The following is a 12309-nucleotide window of genomic DNA, read 5'->3' as shown; positions in this document are numbered from 1 at the left end:
GGTGCAGGTCCTCTCCCGCCCCCTTCGGGGCGGGTTCGGCGGAAGCTATGCTTCCGCCCCAACTTGCTCGCCCAGAGACCGAGTTGGTCTCGGCGTCGGGTTCCGGGGTGGTGCCGTTCAAGCTGCAGTTCGTCATCGGGATTCGGGCCTCATAGAGCGGGTGCGTTGCTGGATGGTTGCGGCCAGCGCGACCATGTCGGCCGGTCCGGGGAGGATGCGGACCGGTTCGTCGGGCTGGTCCTGGACGAGCCACTGCCCGACCGGTGTACGGACGGCCGCGTGGAGGAGTTGCCGGCGGACCAGGACGTCCGCCCAGGCGTCAGCTTCGGCGACGGTGGACTCGGAAGAGCGGGGTGGACGCGAGGTCACGGCATACCTCCTGAGCGGCATGGTGGCCCGGTCCGGAGCCGGGCCACCTCAACGGATGTGGGGTTTGAGCTGGAGTTTTGCCGGTTCATCCGCACTCGGGGCAGTGCCCGACGTGGCTGCTGAGCGCGCGGGCCATCCGCTGCTTCGTAGAGGCCGCCTGCTTCGCGCTGGACTTCGCCGCCGGCCTGCCCGCGTGCCGCTCGGAGTGAGCGATCATGAACTTGATCTCGCGCTCGTACTCCGCGCGGACGGTGTTGAACCGGTTGCAGGTCTTCATCGGGCGGTGCTCCTCGTCGTGGTGGTGTCCTCGTTCCGCAGCTCCTGGAGGACCAGGCCGAGCCGGTCGTTGCCGACTCCCGTCAGGTCCTGGCGGCGGATGATCTCGCGCAGCTGCACCCGGGTGATCGCGGCGTTGCCGTCCCGCGCAAGCAGGGCGGGAACGTGGGGGCGTACCTCGTGGACGAGCTGGCGCTCGGGTTCGCCCAGCTCGCGTGCGCGCTCCGTCTGGGGCGCGCGGGACCGGGCGCGCTTGTCCTTGTTCTTCGTTCGAGGTTTCCGGACCGACTTCCGGCGGAGCGGAACCTTGTGCCCTGGGTCCGGGGTGGTCTTGGTCCCGGACTGGGGGGTGGTCGGTCCTGGGTCCGAGGTGGTCTTGGTCCCGGACTGGGGGGTGGTCGGTCCTGGGTCCGGGGTGGTCTCGGTCCCGGACTGGGGGGTGGTCGGTCCTCGGTCCTCGGCGCTCTCGGTCCCGGACATCGCGAGGTCTGGTTCCCGATGTGAATCTGTGCTCTGAGCTGCTGTTTCGTGCGTGTTGCCGTTGGGCTTCGTACCCTCTGCGGTTAGCTCCGCGGCTTCTGGACCGCGGGGACCGGTCCCCGGGACCGCACCGTCTTCAGATGCAGTGGTCGCCGGGAGCCCTCCCGTTTCGTCTCCCTCGGTCCCGGAGGCGATCTCCGCCTTCGGAGCTGCCTCGCTGGGGACCGGTCCCGATGCAGTCCGCGGTGCTCGGTCCGGGACCGACTCGTCGAAGCCGTCGGGACCGGAGGCGGGGACCGCCGCCTCATTCGATGGCGGCTGGGTGAGGACCGTGGTCACCGATGCGTTGCCGAACGTCGAGGACCAGGGAGAAGGAAGTGGGACCGTGGCGAGTGCGAGAGCGTGTCGCCGGGCGGCGAGCTGGTCGAGCAGTTGGGCCCGCTGGAGAGGATCGGTGCCGACCGCAGCCCTGCCCACCGCCTTCGACAGTCGTCGGGTCAGACGCCGGCCTCGGCGGCTTCGCTGCTGCTCGGGTGTGCGCTCGGCGAGTCGGGCAGCCAGGGCGACCGCGCGGCCGGTGGCCCGGTCTCGCGTAATCTGCGCGGCGTCGCGGTCCCGCGCGGCGATGCCCAGGCGGGAAAGCAGCCGCTCGCGGGCCTCCCGGACCAAGACGGCGACCAGCCCATTCGACGCGGCACCAGGGGTACGCAGCCGCAGCTCGATGCCCATGGCCATGTGCCACAGCATTGCTGCCATGACCGGTCCGACGAAGGCCCGGACCGTGCCGCCGACGGCGCCGCTCTCTGCGTAGGCGGGAATCACCTGCACCGTGGTGATGACCCACACCAGAGTGCCGGGCAGACCGGGGGCGCCCTGGCTGGCGAGGTTCTGCCGTGCCATCAGCGCGGTCGCGAAGAGGCTCAGTTCGGCGGCAGCAAACAGGGCGGCACGTCCGGCAGTGCCCGCCATGTTGAGGTAGTCACCGGCGAAGGCCCAGCTCGTGTCGGCGCTGTAGGCGGTGCAGCCGAGGGCGGCGACAGCGGCAACCTTCACCGCGGGGCCGCCGAGACGATTCTGCGGGCGGCGGGCTCCCCGGCGCCGGATGATCCCGGCGGTCAGCATCAGCGCGAGAGCGGCGGACACGACGGCGGCCAGGAGGAGAGGGAGATCCGTAGTGGCTCCGAAGGCGAGGACGGGGTGGGTCATGCTGCCTTTCCGAGAGAGGCGCGCGCCGGGGCCGACGCTGCCGGGCGGTGTGACGGTTGCCGAGTGCCGGGGCCCGCAGGCGCGAGGGCGACCGTGGCCTTGGGGCTCCTCTTCCGCCTCTTCTTCGGGCGGGGCGCGTCGTAGTTCCGGTCGCGGTCGAACACCTTGGTGGCGGCCTGTCGGAGCAGGTCGCGGGCATGCGTGTGACTGATCTGCAGGGCAGCAGCGAGCCGGTCGGGCAGCCAGCCCCGGACGTACGCGTGCTCGATGACGACCTGCCGCTCGGTCGCGGACAGGTGCACGTCGCGGCTCTGGAAGAACGCGGTCACGCGCCGATAGTCCAGCCGCTGGTGCAGGTTCTTGTGCAGCGGGTGCCGCTCGGCTTCGGTCAGCCCGCCCCAGACGCCCTCGGCGAGACCGTTCTCCAGGGCGAAGTCGAGGCACTCGCGGCGTACGGGGCACCAGCCGCACAGCTCCTTCGCCTCCGCGATCTCCTCGTGATCCCGTGGCCTGGGGAAGAACACCGCGTCGGCGTCCTCGACGTCCATGCCGTGGCACGCTCCGCGGCTGTGCCAGCTGGTGTCTCCGATGCCGCGCAGGCCGGTGGCCGGCGCGTCGTGGGTGGTGATGTGGCGCAAGTCAGGTCTCCGATGTGCTGCCGCGCCGACCGGCGGGCGCGCTGCTCGGCGGGTGCGGCGTCGAGGCCGGCCGCAGCGCGTGGGCGTGCGCCGCAGCCGGTGCGGGACAAGGCGTGTGGGGTGGCGGTGCGTCTGCTGGGCGCACGCGCCGGAGAGGCTGGTCAGGCCAGGGCGGGCTGCTGGGCCTGCTGGGCGGCGGCGAGGTCGACGCGACTGGGGTGCGTGGCGCAGGGAACGGTTCCTCGGGTTCCACCGTCGGGACCGATCCTTCGGCGTCGGCACGACTCGCCGGGCTGGGCCAGGCACCACGCGCACCGCACGCTCAGGGCATCGGGCAGCCCCTGCGCGACGGCGGCCTCACGGGCTGCGCGGGCGGGCCGGTACGGCGCGAGGGCTGCTCGGGCGGCAGGTGGTATGCAGGAGCCGATCTCCCGCAGCCGGGCCTCCAGCCTCGGGTCGACTCCGTCGCGACCGCTGGTGATCGCTCGGGCCTGTGCGGGCTGCGCGGTACCGGCGGCGACGGCGCGCCGGGTACCGACCAGCTCCGCGGTCCAGGCGGCCTGGTCGTCCGGGTCGACGGACGGCGTCGGGTCGGAGTGCCTCGCCAGGCGGTCGCGCCGATAGCTGTCCCAGGGGCGGACCAGGTCGGCGGGCTGGATCTGGTACGGCGAGGTGCGGATGTGCTGGCGGGCGGCGACGCGGACGTCCCAGCCGTGCGGGGTCGCCATCGGCACGTCGCCGAGCAGTTCGTGCCACTGGGCGAGCTGGTCACGGGCCTCGCCCGTGTCGGTGCGGATGGTTCGGAGGTCGAGCTTGCCGATGTAGGCCAGCAGGGCGGCGATTTCGCGACGGTCCACGTCAGCCCTCCGTCCCGGTCGGCTCGTCGAGGGCGGCCAGGAGGGCGGCGGTGTGGGCTTCCGTCCGGGTCATGCCGCCCGGCGAGGCGGTGCTCCTGCCGGACCCGGCGTGGAGGTTCGGGTGGCTGGGGGCGTGCTCCCGGGCGACCCAGGAGCGCCAGTCGACAGCCCAGGCTTCCGCCGGCCGCGGCTTGAGGGTGGAACGATGAGCCCGCCACTTCGCGTCCGCGGCGCGCAGGCCCTCCTCGCCGAGGCGGTCCAGGTGTCCCTGCTGGCGGGTCCAGGCGTGGGTGGCGGCGTCGACCTGCCACTCCGCAGCCGACAGGACGGCCGCACCACTACTGCTGTACCTCCGGTTCAAATCAGGTTCACTAAGGTTCTGTGTACCGGCCACCGGTACATCGCTGTGCCGGTAGCCGGTACGTCGCGGTGCCGGAATCCGCCTCGACCTGCCGGTTTCCGGTACTGCCGGTTTCCGGACCCTCGCGGGGGAATCCGGCACCTCACGCGGGCGGATTCCGTACCGCCGCAGAGCCGAGACCCGGAGCTGCGCGGGACCGTCCGACTCCTCCGACGCCAAAGCCGCGGCGAGGGGGATCCGGTAGACCGTGCTGCGCTGCGGGCCGACGAGGTCGTCGAGCTGCTCCAGCTCACCGGCGACGAGCAGACGCTCGACGGCCTCGCGCACCGTGGACACCGAGGCACGGGTGCGCCTGGCCAGGCTGGACAGCGAGGCGTACGAGATGCACTGCTCGTCGGCCACTCGGTCGGCGATCGACAGGAGGACCAGGCGCGCGGCCCCCCGGCTGGAACTGTGCTCCCATACCCACTCGCGGGCTTCGCTGCTCATCGGCCGCTCCGGAGGAACGGGTGGGCCCGGCGGCTCACCGACGCCAAGGTGGTGCGGTCCGGCTCGGGGCGCCGTGGCGCCGAGGCGGAGATGGCTGCCGCGCAGGCCAGACGGAAGGGCCTTTTGCGCAGGGCAGGAGGCATGCGATACTCCCCTTTGCAGTGTTGCCACGCTGACGCGCCCCTCGGAAGGACTCAGCGTGGTGATGGTGGGCAATCGCCGCCCTTGCTGGGGCGGAGATGCCGCTTAGCGTTCGGCGTCCGTGAGTTCCCGCTCTCGGGCGCCGTCGCTGTTTGCGGACCGTCGTGGTCCGGTCCGTGCTCGTCATGTTCGTCGTCCCCGGGCGGACTGCCCGGCGACGACGAACATCGCACGGTCCTGCGTCAAGATCCAGACTTGGTTCTTAAACTCTGTACACGTTGCAGACAGTCACCGAATGATCGTGAGCTACGGCTGCAGCCGCAACCGCTCCCGGGGGATGCGGCCCGTTGCACCCTGACGTCGAAGCGCACCGTTGCTGCGGTCGCCCGAACAGCGAGACCAGGTGCGCGAAGCCACCCGTGGCGGAATTGCGATGTGTGTGTTTCCACCGTCGCCTCCGCTTCCCGGTCGAAGATCAATTAGTTCTGCCAGACGTGACATATGTCGCCGGGCGAATGTGGCTTACGCCACTTCGCCCGGCGTACCCATGCCGGTAGAAACGGACAGGCCGATCTGAAAGCAGGCGGTACGCACCGAACGGAAACGTGCTGGCGAGGAAGAACTTTCCATATACATAATGGCGCCGTCAACTGGTGTTTATGCCGGGGTAGGGTGGTTGAAGTGACGACGACCTCAACGATGGAAAGGATCATGAAAGAGTCGATCGAAGGTCAGGTGAACCCCACGGGGCTCATGGACCGCCTCAACCGCCTGTTCGACGTGGTGCACCCGCCCGGTCGCGGCCCCTTCAGTAACGCGGAAGTGGCCGAACTCATGGAGAAGCGCGGGCTGGGCAAGCTGTCCGCGCAGTACCTGTGGCTCTTGCGGACCGGGCAGCGCGACAACCCGACGAAACGTCACCTCGAAGCGCTCGCAGGATTCTTCGGCGTTGACCCTGCCTATTGGTTCGATGACGCGGTCGCCGAAAAGACCGTGCAGGAGATCGAGCTACTCGCTCTGCTACGCGACGCAAAGATCAAGAACGTCCTTCTTCGCCTATCCGACGTCTCTGCGGACGGCAAGGACGCCGTCCTGGGGATCGTCGAGAGCGTAAGGCAATCCGAGGGTTTGCCGCCCTCAACCGGTGCGTAAAACGGCAGCAGTTCGCAGAGTGATCAAGGAAGTGCAATGTGGTCCGCACTCAGGCGCCGGCCTGACCTTTTGGCCGAGATGAAGCTCCCGCACGTCACCAACATCCGAGACCTCATCGACGAGGTCTCTCGCCGCACGCGAAGAACAGTGGTACTCGTGCCCAGGGAGCAGGCACCCTCCGTGTGCGGAGCCTGCGCTGTCACGGAGGACGCCGTCTACGTGTTCTACGACCCACGGACCAGCATCCTCCACCAAGACCACATCATCGCCCACGAGTTCAGCCACCTGCTGCTTGGTCATCACGAGAAACGACCGGCGTCTGCCCTCGCCTCCACCGTTCTCACCAGCGTCGGCTCAGCCACCGTGCAGATGATGCTGGGCCGCACCAAGTACGACGAAGACGAAGAGCGGGACACCGAACAGTTGGCGTCACTGCTTCAGCGCCAGATCATCGACCGGTGGCTGCGCAGCGACGAGCCCTCCGGAGACGAAGAGCAGGATCGGGTCACGCACACGCTGCTGCGCCGGCGGGAGGCGCGGCCGTGAAGGACCTGCTCCACCCGATCAGCCTTACTGTCGCCGCGCTCGGCTTCCTCTGCCTGTTGCGGGACATACCCACCCGGCGGCGCGACCCCGCCTTCGACGCGCTGGCCGCCGTCTTCCTGCTCTCAGGGTTCTCGTTCCTCTTCTCCATCACACCGATGTGGAACTACCTCGACCGGGTGCTCGGCACCGTCAACATCTCGGTGCCGCTGTCGCAGGGCTGCGTGGTGGCCCTCCTGGCCTGCCAGCAGGTGGTCCTCACCTACTGGGGGTCCCCGCCCGAGGCCGCCCGCCCGCGCAGCCATCGCTGGCTCGGCGCCGGATGTGCGGTGATCGTCGGGCTACTGGTGCTGTTCGCCCTGCTGACGCCCAGCGCGCCGCACCCGATCGACTTCACCCTCTACTACGCGCACGACGGCTGGTACGCCGCGTACCTCACCCTGTACGTCACGGCCTACACCATCGGCGAAGTCCTCCTCGCCCGCGCCTGTTTGCGCCTGGCCCGCCTCAGCGCCCGCGGATCCGTCCGCTTCGGCCTGCGCATCGTGGCCCTCGGGGCGACCGTCACCCTCGGATACAGCGCCGTCCGCATCGGCAATGTGATCGCCGGCTTCTTCGACACCTCCCTCGCACCGTGGGAGGGCTTCGCCTGGACCTGCGGGGATGTCGGCGCCATGCTCACGCTCATCGGCTGGCTCGTGCCCACGATCAGCGACCAGGGCCAGACCGTCGGATACCGGATCAAGCAATACCGCAGCTACTACCGCTTGCGTCCGCTTTGGCTCGCCTTCTACAGCGAGGCCCCGGAGATCGAGCTGCCGATCGACAGGGTCGCCCCGGCCCAGCGGCGCCGCTTCCGGCGTATCTCGATCCGGCTCTACCGCCGAGCCGTCGAGATCCGGGACGGCCGCTTCGTGATCCGCCAGTACCTCGACGCGTCCGTCCGCGAGGCCAGCGAGGCCCGTCACCGCGCCCACGGGCTTCACGGACAGGAGCTGTCCGCGGCGGTCACGGCGGATCAGATCCTCGCCGGGATCGCCACCCGGGCTGCCGGCACCCGCCCCGACCCCGCCCAGCTGACCGAGTTCGCAGACGCCGAACGCCAGACCACCGGACCTTTGGACGACCTCGACGCCCTCCTCGACGTTGCGCGCCACCTGCCCCGCCAGCCCGCACGAGCCCCCCACTTTGAGCGAGTCTCCGCATGACGAACGAACTCACCCACCAGCCCGCCCACGTCCAGCTCCGCGCCTTGGACCGCCGCGAAATCTCCAGCCGCGAGCTACTCGACCTTCACCTCCACCGGATCTCCACGAGCCGCGTGAACGCGGTCGTCACCCGCGACGACGACACGGCCCGAGCCGCCGCGCACGCAGCGGACGAGCGCCGCGCCCACGATGAAAGCCTGGGCACGCTCGACGGCCTTCCCCTCACGATCAAGGACAGCTTCGAGACCGCCGGTCTGCGCACCACGAGCGGTGCCGAGGACCTGGCCGGCCACGTGCCCACGCACGACGCCGTCGCCGTGGCCCGGCTCCGCGGCCAGGGCGCGGTGATCATGGGGAAGACCAACACGCCTGCCTACTGCCAGGATCTGCACACGGACAACGGTCTCTTCGGCCCCACCCTCAACCCGCACGACCCCGCGCATACCACCGGTGGATCCTCCGGCGGGCCTGCCGCCGCCGTCGCCTCCCACCTCACCCCTGCCGACCTCGGCAGCGACCTCGCCGGATCGCTCCGGCTCCCGGCCCACTATTGCGGGGTCTACGGCCTGCGACCCACGCTCGGACTCGTACCGACCCGCGGCCACATCCCCCGCCCACCGGGCTGGATCACCAGCAGTGACATGCTCACCCCGGGCCCGCTGGCCCGCCACCCCTACGACCTCGAATTGCTCCTTGGCGCGCTGACGACTCCGTCCCTCGCCGAGAACAGCCCCTGGCGGGTCGAACTGCCCGCAGGCCCTGAGGAAGTCGGCCGACTCCGCGTGGCGATCTGGGCCGAGGACCCGAGCTGCCCCATTGACCGCTCGACCGCCACCGCTCTCGACACCGTCAAGCACGCCCTCACCGCCACCGGTGCCAAGGTCCGGGGCACTGCGGGCCCGGTCGGCTTCTCCGACTCCCTCCGACTCTTCGAGCAGCTTCTCCTCGCCACCGCGACGGCCACCACCGATGACGAAGCGGGCGCGGCCGAACTCACGGCAGCACGTGACCTGCGGGACGATGACACCAGCCCGCGCGCCGCCTTCCTCCGGCACCGGACGCAGACGCACCGCTCCTGGCTCCGCGCCAACGAAGAGCGCCTGCGGCTCCGGGAGACCTGGCAACGGTTCTTCACCGACGCCGAGTGCGACGTGATCATCACTCCCGCTGCACCCACCCCGGCGCTCCTAGCCGGCACTCGCTCGCTCGTGGTCGACGGCGTGGAGCGGAGCTTCTTCGACCAGACGGGCTGGTTGAACCTCACCAGCCACGTCGGCCTGCCCAGCCTGATCGTTCCGGTTGCGGCGAACCCCGAAGGGCTTCCGATCGGCGTCCAGATTATCGGTCCTGTTTATTCGGACCGGACGTTGCTGACACTGGCCGGCGCCCTGGCTCCGATCCTCGAGGAGGCCGCCGCAGTGGTGTGAAACTGGCTGCAAGGGCCGTCTAGGCAGGGGCCAATTAGGGAGGGTCCGACATGGCCCTCTGCGGTGCCTGGGGCTTACTGATGCCGAGAACGGCACGTTGGGTCCGGCGTCCCCAGGTCGATCATCGTGTTGGTAGTCGTGATGACCTTGATCGGCCTGTTTCGCGCGTAGGAGGCGAGCGCGAGTGACAGTTTCGGTTCGGTCTCCGGGTCGGCTGGCGTCGTCGCGAGGAATCGCACGAGGTCGCCGGTGAGTCGGGCCCGTCCCAAAAGGAGGCGGAGCGAGTCCCGCCCGTGGTCGTGCAGCAGCGCGATCACGGCCTCGGGGCCCGGCTTTTCCACCAGCGTCACCATATGTCCCGCCGAGTCGCAGATGATGACTCCGTGGCTGCTCGCGGCACTTCGGCTGAACGGGGCGGCCAGAACAGCGGGTTCCCCGCTCGTGGTGCTCGCCAGCTCGGACAGGGCTTCGTGGGTGGTGTCCACGTTGTCCGCGAAGGCGAGCAGTAAGTCGGAATCAGTGCCGAGGTGTTCGGCGCCGTTGAGTACAGAGGTGATGTCCGCGTACGGGCCGTGCTGGGCGACGAACTCCACCGCCGGGAGAGCGGGCCGCTCGTTCGGCTCTCGGACGAGGTCGTTGTAGTGGCTTTGCGCTCCAGGGGCGAGGACGTGCCGGGCCCATTCAATCAGCGGGTTGTAGTAGGGGTGGTGCACGACGACGACTCGACCCGCTCGCGCGGTGGCCGCTTCATCGAGGACGTGGGTCAGCCCGGGGCGCCCGTTGACGGGGCGAAACTCCTTCGGGAAGTATCGAGACCACCCGGCGACCCGTGAGCCGAGCCCGCCGGCGGCGATGATCACGTTCGGACGAGTATCCATCAATGTCCGCACCTTCCAATGGTGGGAGTCGCTACGGTCGGAGGATGCATACGCGTGTGACGGCCATCGTCATTGAAGACGGCGAGATCCTTCTCCTCGACCAGGACACCGATGCCCGGTCCTTCAGCCTGCCGGGCGGCAAGGTCGAGGACGGCGAGAGCCTGGGGGATGCACTGGTGAGGGAGATGAAGGAGGAGACCGGCATTGACGTCGAGGTCGGCCGACTCCTCTATGTCTGCGACGTCGTCAAGGCTCACGTGGTCCACATCACCTTCGAGGCCCGCCGGATCGGCGGAACAGTCGGTGACGTGAAGGAGGGCGCCGACACGACGCCGATTCGCGGCGTGAAGTTCGTCCCCCTTGAAGACCTGACCGGACTGGGCTTCGAGGCCCGGTTCGTCGATCTGTGCAAGCAGGGGTTCCCGGGCGCGGGCTCGTACATGGGGCCTAAGTCAGCCATCGGTCTCTGACTTCCCGGTCAGCGCACTGACCAGACGGTGGTCCGGGGCTCCGGCGTGCTGTTCCGGACCACCGAGGCCGTCGATCCACGACCGCAGTACCTGAGCGATCTCCCAGGCGCCGAGAGCCGTAACCCTGGAGGGGTACTGGTCCTGTACGAGGCGCACGCCTACTCCTCGGGACGCGCCGAGCAGGTACCGGTGCCGTACCGCGTGGACGGACTCGTCGGAGCTGGGAGTGTTCCACGCAGCACCGTGGAGGTATCTCTGCAGAGGCCCGTTTCCCCGGTTGGGACCGTCCCCGCACCAGACCTGAAGGTTGCCGACAAGGTGGTGGACCTCTGCGGGGCTCCGCTCGGCCTGGACCACGCCGGTCGTGTCGCCCAGGCTGTAGTCGGTGTTCTGCGGTCGCACGCCGGCTGTCCACTGGACCATCTCCGCGCGAGTGGGAAGTCGGCTTCCTTCCCAGGCCGCGAACGCGGCGGCGCCGATCCAGGTGACCCAGTAGGCGGGGTGGTGCTCGAAACCGGGACTCGGCGTCCACTGCCGTCGAGCGGGGTCGAAGTGCAGCCGACCACCGCGTTCGTGAGGCATCGGACAGACCAGCAGGTGCGCACCGAAGTGCGCGTTCGGCGTCCCGGCGGCGTGGAGCAGAGTCAGCATTTCTGCCATCTCGTTGTTGCTGATCAGGTAGTTCCGCCATGCCGGGCCATCGCCCTTGCGTACGTACAAGGGCTTCCCCGGGGCGGACGCTTGTGTGACGGCGCGCACGGACCTGCCCCGGACGCCCCGCGCCGGGATGCGCAGTTCGTATTCGTCGTCGCCTGACAGCCAGCTTTCCGCGGCGTCCGTCCACGTGTCGTTGAAGAACACGCGGGCCCCGGTGAGCACTTCCCGGACGCCTTCCTGGACCAGTTCGGCGCTGGCGCTGTCCAGTTCGGCGACGAGGCCGGTCTTGGACTGTGTAGTGGCGAACGTCGTGTCCGCACGCGGTGGCAGTTCTCCGACCGTGCCAACGGAGGCTGCGGGCACCGGAACCCCCACGAATGTGGCGACGCCGTCCACGGTGCGGTCGCGCTCTCGTACGTGCGCCTCGTAGGAGAGTCGGCGGTAGGAGCGGGAGGGGTCCGACATCAGCGCGCGAGCGAGCAGAAGTGCGTTGACGGCGACGAGTCGGCCCAGCGCCAGCGGCTCCGCCGGGTCGTCCTGCGGAAGCAGTGAGGCGAACGACCTCCACCTCGGCGAGCGGGCCGTCGCGGCGAGCTGCGCGTACCGGTCGTCGTAGCCCCACCGCTGCCACAGCCCGCCGCGAGCGAAAGAGCTTGCGATGCCTACGGGAGCCCGCGTCAGCAGAACAACGGGCGACGCCGGGAGAAGGGCAAGGATCGTGTCCGTGGCGAAGAAGAGGTTCGTTTCCTTCACCATGTGGCGCGGTACCCCGTAGAGGTCGTCGAGGGCACAGGTCAGGTGGTGCCATCCAAGTCGACCGAGGCTAACTCCCCTCAGGTCGGCCGCCGTTCTCGCGCGGGGGGACAGCGGGTGGCTGCGGCCGAGCTGCTGGCGGAACGGCTCGTTGTGCTGAGGCATCACGTTCCTGAAGGTGTCGGAGAGCCAGTTCGAGCCGACCCGCTCGAACGTCCCCAGGACCAGAACGGGGGCGGTCGGTGTCGGACCGGATCCGACGGTGCGGCCGTGCATGGCCGACACGCGTATCCCAAGGTCCGCCACCGAGTGGTGACCTTCATCTGCCGTGATCAACGCAACCTCATCTCTCGGGGCGGTGCACCATACGCCGCTGTACGGCTGGTACGAGGGCACCACGGAGC

At 69.3% G+C, this 12309-nt stretch carries 12 protein-coding genes; 5 read left to right on the top strand and 7 right to left on the bottom strand.

Annotated elements, in window-relative coordinates:
• Positions 1–454 precede the first annotated feature (454 nt).
• The 5 genes from OHA55_RS01055 to OHA55_RS01035 all read right to left on the bottom strand — a co-directional run bounded on the left by OHA55_RS01055 (position 455) and on the right by OHA55_RS01035 (position 4676).
• Entirely contained in the window at positions 455–646 is a 192-nt protein-coding gene (locus OHA55_RS01055) for a hypothetical protein (protein ID WP_266701868.1), read from the bottom strand.
• Positions 643–2331, bottom strand: a complete 1689-nt coding sequence (locus tag OHA55_RS01050) for a hypothetical protein (protein ID WP_266701866.1) — start codon at positions 2329–2331, stop codon at positions 643–645. The genes OHA55_RS01055 and OHA55_RS01050 overlap by 4 nt, the downstream gene beginning before the upstream one ends.
• Positions 2328–2969 carry a WhiB family transcriptional regulator gene (locus OHA55_RS01045; RefSeq protein ID WP_266701864.1) on the bottom strand — a complete coding sequence of 214 codons (642 nt, stop codon included), beginning with the start codon at positions 2967–2969 and terminating at the stop codon, positions 2328–2330. The genes OHA55_RS01050 and OHA55_RS01045 overlap by 4 nt, the downstream gene beginning before the upstream one ends.
• 161 nt (positions 2970–3130) lie before the next feature.
• Positions 3131–3826, bottom strand: coding sequence for a hypothetical protein (locus OHA55_RS01040; protein WP_266701862.1), 696 nt, complete (start codon positions 3824–3826; stop codon positions 3131–3133).
• Between the two features lies 1 nt (position 3827).
• Positions 3828–4676 (bottom strand): helix-turn-helix domain-containing protein, encoded by an 849-nt coding sequence (locus OHA55_RS01035; protein WP_266701860.1) that lies wholly within the window; start codon positions 4674–4676, stop codon positions 3828–3830.
• Between the two features lie 822 nt (positions 4677–5498).
• On the opposite strand from OHA55_RS01035, the gene OHA55_RS01030 reads away from it, so the two are divergent.
• From OHA55_RS01030 to OHA55_RS01015, 4 genes are all read left to right on the top strand, one after another.
• On the top strand, positions 5499–5969 hold the full coding sequence (locus OHA55_RS01030; protein ID WP_266701858.1) for an XRE family transcriptional regulator: 471 nt from the start codon (positions 5499–5501) through the stop codon (positions 5967–5969).
• Positions 5970–6188: 219 nt separating this feature from the next.
• Positions 6189–6515, top strand: coding sequence for a secondary metabolite protein (locus tag OHA55_RS01025; RefSeq protein WP_266701856.1), 327 nt, complete (start codon positions 6189–6191; stop codon positions 6513–6515).
• Positions 6512–7720, top strand: a complete 1209-nt coding sequence (locus OHA55_RS01020) for an MAB_1171c family putative transporter (protein ID WP_266701854.1) — start codon at positions 6512–6514, stop codon at positions 7718–7720. The genes OHA55_RS01025 and OHA55_RS01020 overlap by 4 nt, the downstream gene beginning before the upstream one ends.
• Positions 7717–9147, top strand: a complete 1431-nt coding sequence (locus OHA55_RS01015) for an amidase family protein (protein WP_266701852.1) — start codon at positions 7717–7719, stop codon at positions 9145–9147. The genes OHA55_RS01020 and OHA55_RS01015 overlap by 4 nt, the downstream gene beginning before the upstream one ends.
• A gap of 74 nt (positions 9148–9221) precedes the next feature.
• Here OHA55_RS01015 and OHA55_RS01010 read toward each other — a convergent pair whose 3' ends face one another.
• Positions 9222–10037, bottom strand: coding sequence for an NTP transferase domain-containing protein (locus OHA55_RS01010; protein WP_266701850.1), 816 nt, complete (start codon positions 10035–10037; stop codon positions 9222–9224).
• A 44-nt stretch (positions 10038–10081) separates the two neighbouring features.
• On the opposite strand from OHA55_RS01010, the gene OHA55_RS01005 reads away from it, so the two are divergent.
• Positions 10082–10495 (top strand): NUDIX domain-containing protein, encoded by a 414-nt coding sequence (locus tag OHA55_RS01005; protein ID WP_266701848.1) that lies wholly within the window; start codon positions 10082–10084, stop codon positions 10493–10495.
• Here OHA55_RS01005 and OHA55_RS01000 read toward each other — a convergent pair.
• Positions 10478–12181, bottom strand: coding sequence for an SUMF1/EgtB/PvdO family nonheme iron enzyme (locus tag OHA55_RS01000; RefSeq protein ID WP_266701846.1), 1704 nt, complete (start codon positions 12179–12181; stop codon positions 10478–10480). The two genes, OHA55_RS01005 and OHA55_RS01000, sit on opposite strands and share 18 nt — an antisense overlap.
• Between the last annotated feature and the right edge of the window lie 128 nt (positions 12182–12309).

This window comes from Streptomyces sp. NBC_00102 (assembly GCF_026343115.1).
Classification (GTDB): Bacteria; Actinomycetota; Actinomycetes; order Streptomycetales; family Streptomycetaceae; genus Streptomyces.
The sequence above is the reverse complement of the archived record's forward strand: the minus strand, read 5'-3'. Positions and strand labels throughout refer to the sequence as shown.